Source organism: Desulfocurvibacter africanus subsp. africanus DSM 2603 (assembly GCF_000422545.1).
Taxonomy (GTDB): domain Bacteria; phylum Desulfobacterota; class Desulfovibrionia; order Desulfovibrionales; family Desulfovibrionaceae; genus Desulfocurvibacter; species Desulfocurvibacter africanus.
In genome coordinates, this window is the sequence record NZ_AULZ01000001.1 from 441,741 (window position 1) to 458,941 (window position 17,201).

At 62.9% G+C, this 17,201-nt stretch carries 17 protein-coding genes; 8 read left to right on the forward strand and 9 right to left on the reverse strand.

What is annotated here, in order from left to right:
* From H585_RS0101990 to H585_RS0102025, 8 genes are all read right to left on the reverse strand, one after another.
* Nucleotides 1-297, reverse strand: coding sequence for a F0F1 ATP synthase subunit C (locus tag H585_RS0101990; protein WP_005986630.1), 297 nt, complete (start codon nucleotides 295-297; stop codon nucleotides 1-3).
* Nucleotides 290-1,012, reverse strand: coding sequence for a F0F1 ATP synthase subunit A (locus H585_RS0101995; RefSeq protein ID WP_027366553.1), 723 nt, complete (start codon nucleotides 1,010-1,012; stop codon nucleotides 290-292). Before H585_RS0101995 ends, H585_RS0101990 begins: the two co-directional genes overlap by 8 nt.
* Before the next feature lie 2 nt (nucleotides 1,013-1,014).
* Nucleotides 1,015-1,353 (reverse strand): ATP synthase subunit I, encoded by a 339-nt coding sequence (locus tag H585_RS0102000; protein ID WP_014258935.1) that lies wholly within the window; start codon nucleotides 1,351-1,353, stop codon nucleotides 1,015-1,017.
* Entirely contained in the window at nucleotides 1,350-1,712 is a 363-nt protein-coding gene (locus H585_RS0102005) for an AtpZ/AtpI family protein (RefSeq protein ID WP_014258936.1), read from the reverse strand. Before H585_RS0102005 ends, H585_RS0102000 begins: the two co-directional genes overlap by 4 nt.
* Nucleotides 1,705-2,088, reverse strand: a complete 384-nt coding sequence (locus H585_RS0102010) for a F0F1 ATP synthase subunit epsilon (RefSeq protein WP_027366554.1) — start codon at nucleotides 2,086-2,088, stop codon at nucleotides 1,705-1,707. The genes H585_RS0102005 and H585_RS0102010 overlap by 8 nt, the downstream gene beginning before the upstream one ends.
* Nucleotides 2,078-3,532: a F0F1 ATP synthase subunit beta gene (gene atpD, locus H585_RS0102015; protein WP_027366555.1), complete on the reverse strand. Its 1,455-nt coding sequence runs from the start codon at nucleotides 3,530-3,532 to the stop codon at nucleotides 2,078-2,080. The genes H585_RS0102010 and atpD overlap by 11 nt, the downstream gene beginning before the upstream one ends.
* 230 nt (nucleotides 3,533-3,762) lie before the next feature.
* Entirely contained in the window at nucleotides 3,763-4,632 is an 870-nt protein-coding gene (locus H585_RS0102020; protein WP_027366556.1) for a universal stress protein, read from the reverse strand.
* Nucleotides 4,633-4,766: 134 nt separating this feature from the next.
* Complete coding sequence (locus tag H585_RS0102025; RefSeq protein ID WP_027366557.1) at nucleotides 4,767-6,113, reverse strand: dihydrolipoyl dehydrogenase family protein; 1,347 nt, start codon at nucleotides 6,111-6,113, stop codon at nucleotides 4,767-4,769.
* A gap of 363 nt (nucleotides 6,114-6,476) precedes the next feature.
* On the opposite strand from H585_RS0102025, the gene H585_RS0102030 reads away from it, so the two are divergent.
* The 8 genes from H585_RS0102030 to H585_RS0102065 all read left to right on the forward strand — a co-directional run bounded on the left by H585_RS0102030 (nucleotide 6,477) and on the right by H585_RS0102065 (nucleotide 16,094).
* Nucleotides 6,477-8,042: a sensor histidine kinase gene (locus H585_RS0102030; protein ID WP_244432455.1), complete on the forward strand. Its 1,566-nt coding sequence runs from the start codon at nucleotides 6,477-6,479 to the stop codon at nucleotides 8,040-8,042.
* 22 nt (nucleotides 8,043-8,064) lie between these two features.
* Nucleotides 8,065-8,682, forward strand: a complete 618-nt coding sequence (locus H585_RS0102035; protein WP_027366559.1) for an outer membrane protein assembly factor BamD — start codon at nucleotides 8,065-8,067, stop codon at nucleotides 8,680-8,682.
* A gap of 7 nt (nucleotides 8,683-8,689) precedes the next feature.
* Nucleotides 8,690-10,078, forward strand: a complete 1,389-nt coding sequence (locus H585_RS0102040) for a sigma-54-dependent transcriptional regulator (RefSeq protein WP_027366560.1) — start codon at nucleotides 8,690-8,692, stop codon at nucleotides 10,076-10,078.
* Between the two features lie 331 nt (nucleotides 10,079-10,409).
* Nucleotides 10,410-11,222, forward strand: coding sequence for an ABC transporter ATP-binding protein (locus H585_RS0102045; RefSeq protein WP_027366561.1), 813 nt, complete (start codon nucleotides 10,410-10,412; stop codon nucleotides 11,220-11,222).
* A 49-nt stretch (nucleotides 11,223-11,271) separates the two neighbouring features.
* On the forward strand, nucleotides 11,272-12,423 hold the full coding sequence (locus H585_RS0102050) for a sulfotransferase family 2 domain-containing protein (RefSeq protein WP_027366562.1): 1,152 nt from the start codon (nucleotides 11,272-11,274) through the stop codon (nucleotides 12,421-12,423).
* Complete coding sequence (locus tag H585_RS0102055; protein ID WP_027366563.1) at nucleotides 12,420-14,789, forward strand: glycosyltransferase family 2 protein; 2,370 nt, start codon at nucleotides 12,420-12,422, stop codon at nucleotides 14,787-14,789. The genes H585_RS0102050 and H585_RS0102055 overlap by 4 nt, the downstream gene beginning before the upstream one ends.
* Before the next feature lie 8 nt (nucleotides 14,790-14,797).
* Complete coding sequence (locus tag H585_RS0102060; RefSeq protein WP_027366564.1) at nucleotides 14,798-15,598, forward strand: class I SAM-dependent methyltransferase; 801 nt, start codon at nucleotides 14,798-14,800, stop codon at nucleotides 15,596-15,598.
* A gap of 184 nt (nucleotides 15,599-15,782) precedes the next feature.
* On the forward strand, nucleotides 15,783-16,094 hold the full coding sequence (locus H585_RS0102065) for a hypothetical protein (RefSeq protein ID WP_014258948.1): 312 nt from the start codon (nucleotides 15,783-15,785) through the stop codon (nucleotides 16,092-16,094).
* A 216-nt stretch (nucleotides 16,095-16,310) separates the two neighbouring features.
* Here the strand turns inward: H585_RS0102065 and H585_RS0102070 are convergent, their stop codons facing one another.
* Nucleotides 16,311-17,018, reverse strand: coding sequence for an FkbM family methyltransferase (locus H585_RS0102070; RefSeq protein WP_027366565.1), 708 nt, complete (start codon nucleotides 17,016-17,018; stop codon nucleotides 16,311-16,313).
* Nucleotides 17,019-17,201 lie beyond the last annotated feature (183 nt).

Consider the following 17,201-nt stretch of genomic DNA (forward strand, 5'->3'; position numbering starts at 1 on the left):
CTAGCCTCCGCCCCCGGCCTGTTGCGCGGCCTGCTGGATGAAATAGTTCCAGAACGGGTTGGCGAAGATGAGGATCATCGCCACCACCAGGCAGTAGATCGCCGTGGACTCGATCATGGCCAGGCCCACGAACAGCGTCCGGGTGATGGAGCTGGTCTCGTCGGGCTGCTGGGCCATGGCGCTCAGGGCCGAGGACACGGCAAGGCCCTCGCCGATGGCCGGCCCGATAGCGCCGATTCCAATGGTCAGTCCGGCGACGACGATGGACGCCAGTCCGATCCAGGTAAGACTATCCATGCAGGTCTTCCTCCTTGTCCTGTTGTTGCGCTTTCTTCTTGCCCGGCCCCATGGCGCGCATGCCGGCGGCCACGTATACGGCCGCGAGTACGAAGAAGATGTAGGCCTGGACCATGCCCGTGAGCAGGCCCAGGATGGTTATGAGCACCGGAAATATGATGGGCACCACCGAGAGCAGGATAGCCACGATGAGCGAGCCGCTCATGATGTTGCCGAACAGGCGCACGGCCAAGGCGATGGTGCGCGACAGCTCGCTGATGACGTTGAAGGGCAGCATGACCGGATTGGGCGCGAGGTAGCTCTTGAGGTACCGGCCCAGCCCCAGCTCCTGGATGCCCCAGGCAGGCACGGCCACGAACACGCAGATGGCCAGGGCCGTGGTCGTGGACAGCGAGCCCGTGGGCGCTTCGTAGCGCGGGAATATGGTCAGCAGGTTGCTCGTGGCAACGAACAGGAAGATGGTGCCCAAAAAGGCCATGAAGCGGTGCGCGTCCTTGCGCTGCATGATATCCGAGGTCTGGCGCTCGATGAGCGAGACCACGGCCTCCATGGCGTTCTGCCAGCGGCCGATGTCCGGCCCGGTGCTCAGCCTGCGCGTGGCCAGCCAGGAGACCAGCGACAGCAGGAGCATGATGCCCCAGGTGGTGACGATGGTCAGGTTCAGCTTGGCGAAGCCGTGCCGCCAGTAGATGTATGCGTCCGGGGTGATCTCCATGCTCAGCTCCGTTTCTCGCGTGGCAGCGACCGGCCCAGGGCGGGCACGAGCCACAGCCGCAGCAGGCTGAAGGAGAGCAGGGCCGCGGCCATGGCCGGCAGGCCGAGCTGGAGCACGGCCCAGAAGCCCGCGGCCGTGAGACCCAGGCGCGCCAGGAAGCTCAGCCACAGGAAGCGCCTGGGCCGCCCCTTGCCGCCCAGGGAACGCAAGGTAAGCCACAGGCCGCCGTAGAAGAGCAGGCAGAGCAGCACGCCCCAGGCCAATGCGCCCGCGAGGATCATGATGTCGGCCGTGCGCACCATGTCCCCGATCCCGAACTCCACGGTTTTTGCGATGCTCACAACGGCCCTTCCTTCTCGTTCTTGTCTTTATCTTGGGGCATCTCCCGGTGCTTGAGGATGTCCTCGCGCTCCCGGTTGAGCCAGAACCAGGCGTTGAAGCAGCCGAAAGTGATACCCACGACCAGGCCGGTCAGGGTCCAGGAGAACGGCTGCGGATAGCGCGCGTCGAGCCACGCGCCAAGAAATGTGCAGAGGAGCGCCGGCACGGCCACGGACCAGCCCACGATGCCGAAAGCGCCCAGGCCGAACCAGACCTCGCCGCTCGTGCGCTTGGCCCGCTCACGGACCTTGCGCCGCTCCTTCTCGGAGATGCGCCGCTCTAGATCGTTGCGCCGACCATGCCCGTCCTGCTCAACCATGCTGGAACTCCAGGAAGCGCCGCACGAAATCGGCCTCCATGTGGGCCACGGCCGTGCGGGTCGTCTGCTCGCGCTCGCCCAGCTCCTGCGTGAACCTGCGCACCTCGTCACGCAACTCACCGAGCTGACCGCTTACGGCGGTGCGCACGGACACGAGCACCTCGTCGGCCTTCTTGACCAGGATGCCCTCGGACACGGCCAAGTGCTGCTCCCGGCCCGCCTCGTCCGTGTAGGCCAGAATGCCCGGCACAAGGGCCGTGGCCATGTCGATGTGCCTGGGCAGCAATCCGAAGGAGCCGGCCGGGCTCTCGGCCACGACCTTTTGCACGTCGGCGTCCAGGAAGATGCGCGATGGCAGGCTGATCCTAAGCCTCACGTTTCCCCTCCCTGTTCCCGCCGGAGCTTTGCCGGGCCTCGCCCTGGGCTTGGGTTTGGTTCTGAGCCTGCCGGTGCCTGTCCCAGGCCTCCTGGGCCGAGCCGACCATGTACAGGTCCGACTCCGAGACCTCGGCGAACTCGTCGTTCAGGATGCGCTCGCTGTCCTCGATGGCCTGCTCCAGCTCCACGAGCTTGCCTTCCATGCCCGTGAAGGCCTCGGTGGTAAAGAACGGTTGGGTCAGGTAGCGCTCCAGCCGCCGGGCGCGCTCCACGGTCTTGCGGTCCTCGCGGGACAGCTCCTCCATACCGAGCATGGAGATGATGTCCTTGAGTTCCTCGTAGCCGGCCAGGGTGCGGCGCACCTCCATGGCCGTCGTGTAGTGCCGCTCGCCCACGATGCGCGGGGTGAGCATCATGGACGTGGACTGCAGCGGGTCCACGGCCGGGTAGAGGCTCTGGCTGGCCCGCTTGCGCGAGAGCACGATGGACGCGGACAGATGCGAGAAGGTGTGCACCGCCGAGGGGTCGGTCAGGTCGTCGGCCGGCACGTACACGGCTTGGATGGAGGTGATGGCTCCGTTTCTGGAACTGGAGATGCGCTCCTCCAGTTGGGAAAGCTCGTTGCCCATGGTCGGCTGGTAGCCGAGCCGCGAAGGCAGCCTGCCGAGCAGCGTGGACAGCTCGCTGCCGGCCTGGATGAAACGGAAGATGTTGTCGATGAGCAACAGCACGTCCTGGCCCAGGTCGTCGCGGAAGAACTCGGCCATGGTCAGGGCCGTGTGGCCTACCCGGAAACGGCTGCCGGGCGGCTCGTCCATCTGCCCGAAGACGAGCACCGTGTTCTTGAGCACGCCGGTGTCGATCATCTCCTGGTACAGCTCCTGGCCCTCGCGGATGCGCTCGCCGATGCCGGCGAAGAAGCTGACGCCCGAATACTTGCCGGCCATGTTATGGATCAGCTCGGTTATGAGCACGGTCTTACCCACGCCCGCGCCGCCGAACAGGCCGGCCTTGCCGCCGCGCTCCAGGGGCGTCAGCAGGTCGATGGCCTTGATGCCAGTGAGGAAGATCTCCTCGCCGGGAGTGCGTTCGGACAGAGGCAGGGGCGCGCGATGTATGGAGCGCCGGACCACGTCCGTGGGCGGCGGCTGATTGTCGATGGGTTCGCCGAATACGTTGAACATGCGCCCGAGCACGTTCCTGCCCACGGGCGCCGTAAGGGTCGAGCCGTCGCCCCTGGCCGTGTCCCCGCGCGCCAAGCCTTGTGTGGGCGTGAGGGCTATAGCCCTGGCCGTGCGCTCGTTCACGTGCACGGCCACCTCCAGGACGACCGACTGGTCCTCGCCGCAACGCAGCACGGACAGCATGGGCGGGATCTCGCCCGGAAAGAACACGTCCACGACGCTCCCGCGCACTTCACGTATCGTCCCGACGTAAGGCATGCGACTCCTAGTTTTGGCCTATCCCGACAAGAGGCCTCCGGCGGCCAAAGGGGCCCGCCCCTTTGGGAACCCGGCCAGGGGGATGATCCCCCTGGACCTCGCGATACGTGGCTAAATGCCGGCAAGGCCCGGCATTTAGCCACGAGCTACTATTAAAGCCCGACATTCGACTGGCGCGAAGCGCACCCCACCCCCCCCAAGAGATGGGGTCCAGGGGGGCCGCGCCCCTCTTATCTACAAACCCACAGGGCCGCGCCCATGAGCTGGCGCAGGAGCGTCATGCTCACGGAGCCGAACAGGAAGCGGCTCATGAGCCTGCGGCTGCGGCCCGAATGCCCCACGGCCACGGCGGCGTAGCGGCCGCGCTCCACTTCGGCCAGGATGGCCTGGGCCGCTGACGTGTCGTGAATGACCAGCGTGGACACGCGCGACGCGTCAAGGCCGTTGTCCTTGCAAATCTCCAGGCATTTGGCGAAGACCGTTTCATTCTCTGCATCCTCGCCGGCTGCGTTGACCTTGAGCAGGGTCAGGTCGTGGCCGGGCTCGTCGGCCAGCATGAACGAGGCGTGATCCACGGCCTGGTAGGCCGGCACGGAGCCGTCCACGCAGGCCAGCACGTTCTTGCGGTTTATTTCGGGCATGCGGCAGATCCACAGAGGGATGGTCATGCTCTCCTGCACAAGCCCCTGGGTCACGCTCTGCTCCAGGGCTTCCTCCAGGCGGCCCAGGCCGCGCCTGCCCAGGACCACGGCGTCGTACATGCCGGCCTCGGCCTCCTGCACGATGTCCATGACCTTGGAGAAGCGGCGCGAGGCAATCTTGCCTTCCAGGGATTCGCTAGGGAATCCGCGCTCGCGCAACAGGTTGCGGGCGCGATCCACGGCCTCCTGGCTGCGGCGGCGGGCCAGCTCGTCGTATTCCTCGGCGCGCAGCTTGCCCTCGTAGCCCAGGCCGGTGCCCATGACGTCCGGGGCCTGAGGCGCGGAGGCGAACAGGGTCAGGCGCAGATTCTCGGCATTGGTGAAGAAGCGACCCACGAAACGGACTCCGTACAGGGCGCTCTTCTCTTCGCTTATGGTTACGAGCAGGTGCTTTTCCACGGGTGCCTCTTTTTCCACGGGTGTTTTCTTGGGGTGCCTCTCGGCCCTTTGCTGTGGGTATTTCTACTTAACTTATATTATTAGGCAAAACACCACCGCTGGCAACCCCGGCATACTCGGCCCGTGACAGCAACTCAGAGCATGTAGCGCAGCTCATAGATCCCCGTGGGATAGGCGAGCGGAAAAGTCTTGAGCTGCCTGGCGGTCAGGCCGTTACCCATGGCCAGGGCCAGGGCGTTGATCACCTCCTCGGCCTTATGCCCGAACAGGTGCGCGCCAAGGATACGGTCGGTTGACTTGTCCACGAGCAGCTTGTAGCCCGCGCGCCCCACTCCCACCCGGCGCGAGGAGCTCCAGCCGCTCATGTCGCCCGAAAAGACGTCCATCTCCAGGCCCTTCTTTCGGGCCTGTTCCTCGGTCAGGCCCACGCTGGCCAGGGGCGGCAGGGTGAAGGTCACGCTGGGCACGGCCGAGTAGTCCACCGTGATCTCCTTGCCGTGGACCATGTTCTGGGCCGCGGTCCAGGCCTCCATGTCGGCCACGGGTGTGAGCTGGAAGGGCGTGTCCGCGCAGTCGCCGGCGGACCAGACCCTCGGGTTGGACACGCTGCGGAAATGCGCGTCCACCCTCACCCCGCGTTTGGCGCGCTCCACGCCGGCCCTGTCCAGGTTCAGCCCATCAAGATTCGGCGCGCGGCCCGCGCCGTGCACGACCATCTCGCAGTCGCACAGCCTGCGGCGCTCCGGGCCGACGTGCACGCGCAGCCGGTCGCCCTCGCGCTGCACGTCGGTGACCTCCTCGCCAATGACGACCTCCACGCCCAGGTCGCGCGTGGCGGCCACGACAAGCTCGGCCATGTCCCGGTCGAAGAGCTTGAGGGCCCGTTCGCCGCGCTGGATGATCTTGCAGAAAACGCCGCAACGCGCGGCGATGTGCGCGAACTCGAAGGAAATGTAGCCTCCGCCGATGAACACGATGCTGCCCGGCAGTTCGTCCAACTCCAGGAACCCGTCGCTGGTGGTCACGAGTTGCGCGCCCTCGAAGGGCAGGCGCATGGGCGTTGCGCCCGTGCCGATGAAAATGTGCGACGCCTGGAACTCCCTGTCGCCGACGGTCAGGCGGTCCTCGGCCAGGAATTCGGCCTGGCCGCGCACCACGTCCACGCCCAGATCGTGCAGCGACTGCTCCACGCTCGCGTCCACGGGCTCGGTGAAGCTGCGCTTGAAGCGCATGAGCGCGGGCCAGTCGATGCGCGGCTGCGTATCGATGAGGCTGTTCTTTCGCGCCCCGGCCGCGCGCCAGATGGTCTCCGCCGCCTGCCACAGGACTTTTTTCGGTTCGCAGCCGCGCAGGGGGCAGGTGCCGCCCAGGCCGTCGACCTCGGCCATGGCCACGCTCCAGCCCGCTCTGCGGGCCACCTTGGCCACGGCCCCGCCGGCCACGCCAGCGCCGATGATGAACAGGTCCACACTCTTGTTCATGAAGCCGCCTCCGCTTGTATCCGCTTCTCCAGCCACGGCTCGTCGACCGGAATCATGAAACACCAGCCTGAACTATGGCATGGTGGATCGGTCGAGGCAAGGCGGACGGACAAAGCATGACGAACTCACGATTTGACTCCTGGCCTAAAACAACTAAATACGAAAACCGCAGGTCGGATTCATTTTTTGCCCATGGCCGACATTCCGACCTGGTGCCCGGGTGTCTTAAACCACTGGAAACCCGCCGTCTGGCTATTTGCACTCGTATTTGTTCGATTCTTGCAGTGCGGGCGCATCAAGCCCTGCGCCGTTCGCTCCGGGCGGCGCGACCGCCAGCCCCACGGAGCCCACCGGATGGAGTCCATGCCCAGCAAACGCTTCTCCCCGCGCTTCAGCATCACCACCAAGCTGCTTGCCTGGTGCGTGCTGCTCATCGCCATCTTCTACGCCATCACCGCCGCGCTCATGGGCCGCATCAAGGAAATCGAGACGCTCTCCAGCAACATTATCGGAGTCCATTACAAGGTGGTGGAGAATTCCGAGATCATGGCCCAGCAGCTCATCACCCTGCTGGAGAACAAGCGGCGCTTCGAGATTCTGGGCACCGCCGAGCACCGCCAGGCCTACTTCCGGACTCTTAGCGAATACCAGGACCGCCTGCGGGAGATGCTCCGACTATACCCTGACATTCCCGAACCATGGGACACACTGTACGCGAGCCTGCAATCCTATCTGCCCGAGGGCTGGGAAGAACGTGTGGACGAAAACGGCCAAGCCTTGGCCGGGCAGGCTCCCGTAACGGAATCTGAATCACTTATTCGGCCCGGATACTCACCCGCGCCGGTCACCCAAGGCCAAGCCCTGCAGGGCGACCCTGCCGCGCCCACCGGACCGCCGGACTTCCTGCCCGACGACGCCGTGAACAAATGGCTGGAAATCCTGGCCCAGGCCCGCGTCACCAACCGCAAGCAGATGGAGTCGGGCATCATGCGCCTGTACGACAAGGCCCGCAGGGCCGAGCGCACAGGCTTCCTGGGCCTGACCGCCTCCCTGGCCATCGGCATAGCCGGCAGTCTGCTCATCGCCTTCCTGCTGGGCCGCGGCCTAAGCGAACTCAAGCGCGGCATCCGCCGCCTGGGCCGCGAAGGAAGGTTGGAGCCCATCCGCGTGCTGACCAGCGACGAACTGGGCGAACTGGCCCAAGCCTTCAACCGCATGACCGACCAGCTGCGGCATGAGGAGCAGATGCGCTCGGACTTCATCTCCATGCTAAGCCATGAGATACGCACACCGCTCACGAGCATCCGCGAGGCCGTGAACCTCGTGAAGGGCGGAGTGCTGGGCGATATCAATGAAAAACAGCGCAAGTTCCTGGAGATATCCGGCAAGGAGGTCAATCGGCTGTCCAGTCTGTTGACCCGGCTCATGAACGTCTCCAGCCTGGAAGCCCGCGACATGGTCCTGGACCTGCAGCCCGCCGACCCCGGAGCCCTGACCGCCGAAACCAGCGAACGCATGCAGCCCACGGCCGAGGCCAAGGGCATAGTCATCCTCGTGGACTCGCCGGATCGCCTGCCCCAGGTCAAGGCCGACACGGAGAACGTGCGCCAGGTGCTCCTGAACCTCATCGGCAATGCGCTCAAGTTCTCGCCGGCTCGCTCCGTGGTCATGGTGCGCCTAAAGAGCGACGAGCCTGGGCAGCGAGTGATCTTTTGCGTGACCGACCAGGGGCCAGGCATCCCCGTGGAGGAGCAGCCTTTCGTGTTCCGCAAGTATTACCGGGCCAAGGGCGTGCGCAACAGCGTGGACGGCGCGGGGCTGGGGCTGTCCATCTCCAAGCGCATCGTGGACGCCCACGGCGGGGACATGTGGCTGGAAAGCTTCCCTGGTCAAGGCAGCAGCTTCTGTTTTTCACTTCCCAGTGTTTAGGGAAGCGGGTAAGGTTCAGCTCATGCGGGGTTGGTTCCATGGCCGCGCGCTTGGCGCGCTTGCTCTTTGCCTGATCCTCGTATCCTTGGTGACACTCACGGGATGCGGGTTCGGCGGAAGCATCTTCCCTGGCCTGCGCTGGGAGAAAGGCGGATCAAAGGCCACGAAAAAGGAACTCGCGAGCTATGCCCAGGCCGTGGAAGCCCTCGGGGCCGGCAAGTACGAACGAGCCGCCAGCCTGTTCAACGACACTTTCGTCGCCACCCAGGATATGGAGCTTGCAGGCCGGGCCCGCTACGGACAGGCTGTGGCCAAGCTGGGCGCTGCCAGAAGCCGTGAGGATCTCCGCCAGGCCATGGACATGTGGGCAGGTTGGTCTTCGGGCTGGCCGACTTCCGAATCCTGCCCCGATCCGCGCTTGTTCGACCCCCTGCTGTCCCGTCTGGGTTCGGCGAGCGCCAAGTCGTTCCTGAACGGCAAGGCGCAGGACATGAACTCCCTGGAGCTGCAGGCCGAGGAGCTGGCTCGCCAGCTCGATCAGGCGCAGCACGAGAACGAGGACATGCGCGCAAAGATTCGCGCCCTGGAAGAGCTGCACCAGGAGATGCAGCAAAGACAGAAGAAACTCATCACCCAGTAAGGATACAATGGCTAGAGCTGCCGCAACACCCAAGCGGACCATCCTCGTCGTCGACGACGACGAATCGATCCTGGAAGTGCTCGACGCCCGCCTGAGCGCCGGAGGCTACGCCACCCTGTCTGCGCGCTCGGCCGAAAAGGGCCTTGAGCTGCTCGAAAGAACCCCTGTGGACCTCGTAATTTCCGACATGCGCATGCCCGGCATGGGCGGCAAGGGCCTGCTGGAAAAGGTCGCCACCGAGCGACCGAACCTGCCGGTGATCATGCTCACGGCCTACGGCACCATTCCGGACGCCGTGGCCTCGGTCAAGACCGGTGCCGTGGACTACATGACCAAGCCCTTCGAGGGCGAGGAGCTGCTTGCCAGGGTCGGGTCCATTCTCAACGGCAGCGTCCGCATTTCCGCCCAGCCGTCCGCCAGGCCAGCGCCCGGGCCAGCCCCAGTCGATCGCAGACTGTGGGGCGGCAAGAGCCAGTCCATGAAGCGCCTCTTCGATCTCATCGAGAAGGTCGCCCCCACGGACGTCACCGTGCTCATCAACGGCGAATCCGGCACAGGCAAGGAAAAGGTCTCGCGCATCATCCACGAGCGCAGTCACCGCGCCAGCGGCCCCTTCGTGGTCGTGGACTGCGGCTCCACACCCGCGGGCCTGCTGGAGAGCGAGCTGTTCGGCCATGTCAAGGGTTCCTTCACCCACGCCGTGCGCGACAAGCGCGGCCTCATCGAGGAGGCCAGCGGCGGCACGCTGCTGCTGGACGAAATAGGCAACATCTCTTCCGAGATGCAGACACGCCTGTTGCGCTTCCTGCAGGAACGCACCATCCGCCGAATCGGCGACACCAAGGAAATCTCCATCGACTGCCGCGTGCTCGCGGCCACCAATGCCGACTTGCAGGCCATGGTCAAGGAGGGTTCCTTCCGTGAAGACCTCTACTTCCGGCTCAAGGTCATCACCATGGTCGTGCCCCCGCTTCGCGAGCGCAAGGAGGACATCCCGGCCCTGACCCAGCGCTTCGTGGAAGCCTTCTCCAAGGCCAACGGCATGCCCACCGTGACCATTACCGACGAGGCCATGCAGATACTCATGGACTACTCCTGGCCCGGCAACGTGCGCGAACTCAAGCACGTCATCGAAGCCGGCGTGGTCCTGTCCTCGGGCGGCATCATGCAGCCGGAGGACCTGCACCTGGAACCCATGGATGAGCCCATCGCCGCCGCGGCCCAGGAGGCAGGCACGGCCCTGTCCCTGGACGAAAGCGAAAAGCGCGCCATCCTTCGCGCCCTGGAGCAGTCCAACTGGGTTCAGAAAGATGCCGCCGACGTCCTGGGCATCTCTCGTCGCGCCATTCATTACAAAGTCAAGAAGTACGGCATCGACGTGCACCGTCGCCGTTAAGGCCTCATGCATGAACGTCGGGGGAGGGCTAAGTCCCCGGACCGCGTATTTATCGGCGGATGCCATGGGTTATCCAAGTCAGGCGTAGCCTTACACGGACACGATCCGTCAGGTAGACGCCCAGACCCGCGAATTCTTAAGCCAAAGCCTTTCATCCTCGAAGAATCACGATCAAGCCTAGATCATGAGCCCCCTGCCAGGTAAGCCTACAGGGGGTTTTTCATTGCTCCGGCCACATTCCCTGCCCCAGTCACGCCTTGAGGCCTTTTTGCATTCAATCCGACGGCACTAATCATTGTCATCAACTCGCGATGCATATAACGGCTATAGCATGGAAGGAACCGTTTCTTCTCGGCATGCGCCGGTCGGATCCAGCGACGGGTCCATCAGCGGACCCAGCGTTGCCGGACAGGCACCCCTCGAAGTCCCGCCCCATGGCGCGCCGGCCATCAGCCTGCGCAACGTGGGCTTTTGCTACTCCGTGCGGCGCGGAATCTTCGGGCGTAGCCGCAAATGGGCCTTGCGGGACATCTCCTTTGAGCTCTTTCATGGCGAGACTCTAGGCGTCATGGGCCGCAACGGCGTGGGCAAGAGCACTCTCCTGCGCCTGCTGGCCGGGCTCACGGAGCCGGACCGCGGCGAGTTGGTCAACCACGGCTGCAGTTGCTCGCTGCTGGCGCTGCAAGCAGGCTTCGTGCTCTACCTCACGGGGCGGGAGAACGTCTTCCTGTCCGGCATGACGCTCGGATTGTCCAAAGCCCAAATGCGCGATCGGCTGGAGGATATTCGAGCCTTCGCCGATCTGGGCGAGGCCTTCGATCAACCCGTGCGCACCTACTCCACGGGCATGCTGGCCAGACTGGGCTTCTCCATCGCCTTCCAGGTCTCGCCGGACGTGCTGCTTATCGATGAGGTGCTGGGTGTAGGCGACGAAAATTTTAGGAAAAAGTCCGCCACGGCCCTGCGCGACAAAATCGGCCAGGACAAGACCGCCGTGGTTGTCTCGCACAGCCCGGCAAGCATCCTGGAGCTGTGCGACCGAGCCGTGCTCGTCGATCAGGGCGTCAGCGTGTTCGTGGGTGGAACACGCGAGTGCATAAAGGAATACCAGCAGCTTTTAAACAAGGCAGCCAAGGGACGTTAACCGCAAAGCAGAGCCTTGGGCCGTCCAAGCCGAGAGGGGATTGAAAGGGATGCTCATACGGGTGGAGGCGGTAAGGCCGGGCACGGTGCCGGCCGGAATGCGCTATTATATCGATAAGCCGCTGACGGGCGAAGTGCTTGCGAACGATTCGCCTTTGGTGCTGCGGGGTTGGGTCTGGTCGCCGAACGATAACATCGAAGGCGTGGAAGCCCGCACTGAAAGCGGTGAGTGCATTTTCCAGACTCTTAACCAATACAGGCCCGCCCTAAACAAACAGCTCGGCCTGGCCGAGGATGTGGCCTTGGGCTTTCGCCTGGACCTTAAGGCCCGACCGGATACAGGACGAGTCGTTCTGCGGGGCCTTGGTAGCCGGGCCGCGCATGTCCTGTGCAGCATCGACATGCGCGGCATGGACGAGAGCAAGGCGGAGGAAAGGCCCAAGCAGCTTTTCTTCATGCACATCGCCAAGACCGCCGGCAGCTCGGTCAATGCCCTGGTGCAGCAATACTATCCTCCGGAGCGTTGCGTGAGCCATGTGGAGAGCTACCACCTGCGGCCAGACATGAACGTGCTCAACCTGCAGGACAAGCTCTATGTTTCCGGCCATGTGACGCTGGAGGTCGCACGCAGGAGGCGGTACATAGCCGACGCTTGCAAGACGTTCACCTTGCTGCGCAAACCAGCCAGCCACCTGCTCTCGCACATCGCCTGGGTCAAACGCCTGGGCCTTCCAGAATACGCCAGGGAATACGCGGCGCACCCCGCCCACATCCAGGAGCTGGCGCGCATGATGAACGCCATGAGCTTCGAGGAGTTCATAGGCTGCATGGGCGAGATGGGTCACAACCTGTTCGACAACGTGCAGACCCGCTATCTGGCCAGCGCCTTCAGTTGCCTCCTGGACGACGGGCATTTGGAGCAGGCCCTTGCCACCCTTCGCACCTTCGACATCGTGGGTTTGAACGAGGAGTTCGATCGGTCCATGCGCTTGCTGGCGCGCTCCATGTGCTGGGGCGAGCCCGCCATCCTGCCGCGCGAAAACGTGGCCAGCTACAAATGCACGTGGCGGGAACTGGGCATCGGCCCGGACCACCCGCTGTTGCGCAAGCTCCTGCGCTACGACGACGAAGTTTACGCCGAGGCGTGCCGTCTCTTTGATCAGGCCAGAAATAGCTGGCTCTGCCCGGAGGTGGTCGAGTGAATACCGGGATCACTTTGCCGACCATGCATGTGCTCTCGGCAGCCGAGCTTGCCGGGACCAGGGCGGCGGTGACCAGACGTGTGAACATGGAACCGGCCGGCATGCCGATTTACGGACCGGATGTGGACGGGCAGCCGGACGAAAGGGTTTCGCTCCTGCTCGTGGACGAGTTGGCCGTGGTGCGCATCAACTATATCAAATGCTTTTTCGACCATGACGAGTGCCTGTATCTGAAAAAATTCGAGCACAATGCCGACTTCCGCGAGGAGCAGACCTACTACTTCGTAAGCCAGGCGCCGCGCCTGATCCTCGATCCGGGCCGACCCGACCTGCGCGCAGTGGAAATCAGCATGCATTTCCTGGAAACTGGGCGCGGGGTGGTGTCCGGTGTTGTGCGCAAGCTGCGCCAGGAACTGTTGGCCGCTCACGGGCTCATCAACGTCAGGAACAGCGAGGTGCAGCAGCTCGGCCATCAACTTGACGCTCTGCGCGGCAGCCTGACCTGGCGCGCCTCGCGAGCTCTGCTGGACCCTCTCGACCGGCTGCTTGGCCCAAGGACCTTGGGCCTCGTCTCGGGCCTCCTGCGCCACAACGGATCCAAGTCAATTGGCCTGAGCGACGCAAAATACCGGGAATGGGTGCGGCTGCACGACACCCTGAGCGAGGAAGATCGCCAAGCCATGCGCGAGCGCGTCGAGACCATGGCCTACCGCCCGCGTATTTCCATCGTCATGCCGGTCTACAACACCCCCGAAGACTATCTGCGCCAGGCCATCGAATCTGTGCGCGGGCAGATATACCCGCGCTGGGAGCTGTGCATATCCGACGACGCCTCCACCAAGCCCCACGTGCGCCGGGTGCTGGAGGAGTATGCGGCCACGGACAGCCGCATCACGGTCCATTACCGGCAGGAGAACGGACACATCTCCCGCTCGTCCAACTCGGCCCTGGAGTTGGCTGGCGGCGAGTTCGTGGCCCTGCTGGACCACGACGACCTGCTCACGGAGCATGCCCTGTACCTGGTGGCCGAGGAGCTTAACCGAAATCCCGAGCTGGACTTCGTGTACAGCGACGAGGACAAGATCGATGCGCAGGGCCGCAGATTCGCTCCGCACTTCAAACCGGACTGGAATCCGGACATGCTTTTGTCCCAGAACTACGTCTGCCACTTGGCCGTGCTGCGGCGCACCCTGCTGCAGGAAACGGGCGGCTTTCGGGAGGGCCTGGAAGGCAGCCAGGACTACGACCTGTTCCTGCGCGCCTCGCGGCTCACCGTGCCGACCAGAATCCGCCACATCCCCTTCGTGCTCTACCATTGGCGGGCCATCGAAGGCTCCACGGCGCTCAACATGGACTTCAAGAAGTACTGCATCGAAGCCAGCCGCAGGGCCGTGGACGAACACTGCGAAGCCCTTGGGATGCGCGGTCGCGCAGTTGCCGGCGAGCCCTTGTGCATCAACCGCGTGCGCTTCGACTTGCCCGACGGGCCTCTGATCAGCGTGATCATCCCCACCCGGAATAAGGCCGAGCTGCTCGTGCCCCTGGTGGAAGACCTTTTACTGCGCACGAGCTACAAGAACCTGGAAATCCTGATTGTTGACCATGAAAGCGACGAACCGGAGCTTTTGGACTTTTACGAACACTGCCGCGACAATCCGGCCTTGCGCGTGCTGCCCTTCTCCGGCCCGTTCAACTACTCGGCCATGAACAACCTGGCGGCGGCCCAGGCACAAGGCGAGTTGCTGCTGTTCCTAAACAACGACATGCGCGTGCTGCACCCGGACTGGCTGGAAGAGATGGCCGGGCACGGCCTGCGGGCCGAGATAGGCGCTGTGGGCGCGAAGCTGCTCTACCCGGACGAGACCATCCAGCACTGCGGGCTCATCCTGGGCATCAAGGAGGGTGTGGCCGAGAGTCAGTTCCAGGGCCTGCCGGCCCATGTCGTGGGCTACGTCGGGCGCACGCATACCTTGCAGAACGTGTCCGCAGTGACCGCGGCCTGCATGCTCGTGCGCCGCACGATCTTTATCGAGAGCGGCGGCTTCGATGAAATCAACCTGCCCGTGGCCTTTAACGATGTGGATCTCTGCCTGCGCCTAGGCCAGCTGGGCTACCGCATCCTGCTTACGCCATTCGCCCGGCTGCGCCATCTGGAATCAGCCAGCCGCGGTTCGGACCATACATCCGCAAATTTCTCGCGCTTCCGACGCGAGTTGGACTACATGCTTCGCCGATGGAGCCGGGAGTTGGCCTACGACCCGGCATACAACCCCAACCTGTCCCTGCTCGGCGCTGATTATGCGCCGGCCTTCCCTCCCCGCGCATCCAAGCCCTGGCAGGATAACGCAGCGAACAGCGATCGATGAGGACGAACATGTCGCAGACAGATTTCTCCCCCTGGTCTTTTTATGAGACGCGTTGCGCCGGCCTGGCCAACGGCCTGGAGATATTTCGCAACAACTGGACGACCGACCTTTCGCCCCTGGGCGTAAAGCCTTTCGGCAAGGCCCAGTTGTTGACCGACTCGCGCTTCGATTGGTTCCTGGCCCATTACGGCAGCCTGCTGAACAGGAACGTCCTGGAGCTTGGCTCGTTGGAAGGCGCGCACAGCATACTCCTGGAGCGCCACGGCGCACGCAATGTGCTGGGCCTGGAGGCCAATTCCATCCATTACCTCAAGAGCTTGGTGATAAAGGAATATCTTGGCCTGAGGCACATCACGTTCATGCTCGGCGACTTCATCCAGTACCTGCACCAGACTCGCGACTACTACGATCTTACCTTCGCCTGCGGTGTGCTCTACCACATGACCAATCCAGCCGAACTCCTGCAACTTGCGGCCGAGCGCTCCGATGCTCTGTTTCTATGGACGGTGCTCTACGACTCCGACGCGCTGCCCGAACACATGAAACCGCGCTTGAGCGGTCCGGTGGAACTGCAGGCAGGCGATTTGACCTACCAGGGTTTCCGGCACGTCTACGCGCGCGAAGCGGCCCTCGAGCTAAATAAGAAGGTCAAATTCACCGGGGGGATGGAGCAGTACAGCATCTGGCTTGAGCTGCAAGAGCTGCTGCGCATCCTGAAGCATTGGGGCTACAAGAAGATAATCAGACCGGACAACGTGACACACAATAACCGCCATGGATCAAATATATGCCTGTTGTGTTTCAAATAGGGACTAAATATGTTGAAAAACAGATTCATTACTAATGCGAAAAAACATTCAGAATAGCCATGTTATTCACTGCTTCGTTATTTATAAAGCCATTATGTCGCACACAATGGTTTCCTTTTGACAGCTCTCCCATGGTTTCGTAGATTTTATTTATGTTGTTCATTCACTTTTTAGGAGGGTAGTCATGAAGACTTTGAAACTGCTTTTGGTCTGCTTGGCTATGGTGGGGGTGATCGCCGTTTCGTTGCCAAATATGGCCCAGGCCTTCACGGGCACGGTAACGAAGGTGGTTGTCGATCCCGGCGCCAACCGGATGTATGCCTTCTTCTCCAACGACACGACCAAGCCGCGTTTCCTGTATCCCCGCCTGCAGAGCGAGCAGCTCGCCCTGCTGCTGAGCGCGGTCAGCACCGGCCAGCAGGTGGATTTCGCCTTGACGACCGTTCCCGAGATTCCGGGCGCCTTCGTCATCCGCAACATCGGCCTGCGTCAGTAGCCTCGATTTCCCGAGCATACTCTCCAGGGGCCGCATGCCATGGCATGCGGCCCCTGGTTCGTTTCGCAGGGTTCAATCAATTTGTCGCGGAGATGCTCACTCGTGCCGGAAATCGTGCCTATGAAGCTTGCAGTGCGGCATGGCTTGCCGCCGCGTAGGCGTAGGCGCAATTCACTTGCGCCTACGCCTACGCGGGCGTTTTAAAAGCAATCTGCTCTAGAGGCGGCTGTTCATGTACTTGAGGATTCCAACGGTCTCCCCGCGTTTAAAGTGCTCAAGCAGGGTGAAGTCCGCGAGCAGTCCGTGGATCTCCTCTCTGTCCGCCTGGCTGTGGTATTCCAGATATAAATGCTTCACGCGGTCCAAGCGGGACCCAAGGCTTTTCAGGATCTCGATTTCCGAGCCTTCGGTGTCCACCTTGAGGATATCCACGGAATCCAGCTGTAGGCCGTCCAGGGCCTTGCCCGCATCGCGCACCCGGACCGTCTCATGGACTAACGCCGGGCCGGCTGGCTCATGGCCCGGCTTGAGAGAGCTCTGTCCGGTCTTGTTGGCATTGAAGTACAGAGTCTGCTCCCCGTCATGGTCGGACAGAGCCACTGGATGCAGATGTATGTTCGTGAACGGAGCGGCATTGATCTCAAAGGCTTTGCGCAGAGCCCCTGAAGGCTCGAAGCTGTGGACAGTGGAATTGGGGATGTTCAGTCTGGCATAGATGGCGAAAAGCCCCACGTTGGCCCCGATATCGAGAACAACGGTGTGGCCGAAGACACCCTTGAGTTTGGTCAGCGGGTATTCCTCCCGAAGAAAGATGTCACCCACGAGAAACGTCTCGCCTTTGGGCACGGTGAGCCTGAGAACTTCGCTTTTGTAGCGGTGGGTGACTTGGACGAAAGACGCGGAGGAAGCTGTCTGGATATGCATAAAGCTCCTGGTGGACACTCTGTGGTCTGCAGTGGGATGCTGTTCTGGCGCAGCCTATATCTGCAAACGATCGAAAGCAAAACTCTTGCCATCGACAACACCAGCGTTCATGGCCGCAAGTGCTTGTCCGCGACCTAAAGCGTTTTTTTCGGCAGAAGATCGTCGCCTTTGCATGACTCCGGC

Coding starts and splice junctions, on each gene's coding strand:
- H585_RS0101990 (WP_005986630.1), bottom strand. CDS start 297: ATGGATAGTCTTACCTGGATCGGACTGGCGTCCATCGTCGTCGCCGGA.
- H585_RS0101995 (WP_027366553.1), bottom strand. CDS start 1,012: ATGGAGATCACCCCGGACGCATACATCTACTGGCGGCACGGCTTCGCC.
- H585_RS0102005 (WP_014258936.1), bottom strand. CDS start 1,712: ATGGTTGAGCAGGACGGGCATGGTCGGCGCAACGATCTAGAGCGGCGC.
- atpD (WP_027366555.1), bottom strand. CDS start 3,532: ATGCCTTACGTCGGGACGATACGTGAAGTGCGCGGGAGCGTCGTGGAC.
- H585_RS0102025 (WP_027366557.1), bottom strand. CDS start 6,113: ATGAACAAGAGTGTGGACCTGTTCATCATCGGCGCTGGCGTGGCCGGC.
- H585_RS0102030 (WP_244432455.1), top strand. CDS start 6,477: ATGCCCAGCAAACGCTTCTCCCCGCGCTTCAGCATCACCACCAAGCTG.
- H585_RS0102035 (WP_027366559.1), top strand. CDS start 8,065: ATGCGGGGTTGGTTCCATGGCCGCGCGCTTGGCGCGCTTGCTCTTTGC.
- H585_RS0102040 (WP_027366560.1), top strand. CDS start 8,690: ATGGCTAGAGCTGCCGCAACACCCAAGCGGACCATCCTCGTCGTCGAC.
- H585_RS0102045 (WP_027366561.1), top strand. CDS start 10,410: ATGGAAGGAACCGTTTCTTCTCGGCATGCGCCGGTCGGATCCAGCGAC.
- H585_RS0102050 (WP_027366562.1), top strand. CDS start 11,272: ATGCTCATACGGGTGGAGGCGGTAAGGCCGGGCACGGTGCCGGCCGGA.
- H585_RS0102060 (WP_027366564.1), top strand. CDS start 14,798: ATGTCGCAGACAGATTTCTCCCCCTGGTCTTTTTATGAGACGCGTTGC.
- H585_RS0102065 (WP_014258948.1), top strand. CDS start 15,783: ATGAAGACTTTGAAACTGCTTTTGGTCTGCTTGGCTATGGTGGGGGTG.
- H585_RS0102070 (WP_027366565.1), bottom strand. CDS start 17,018: ATGCATATCCAGACAGCTTCCTCCGCGTCTTTCGTCCAAGTCACCCAC.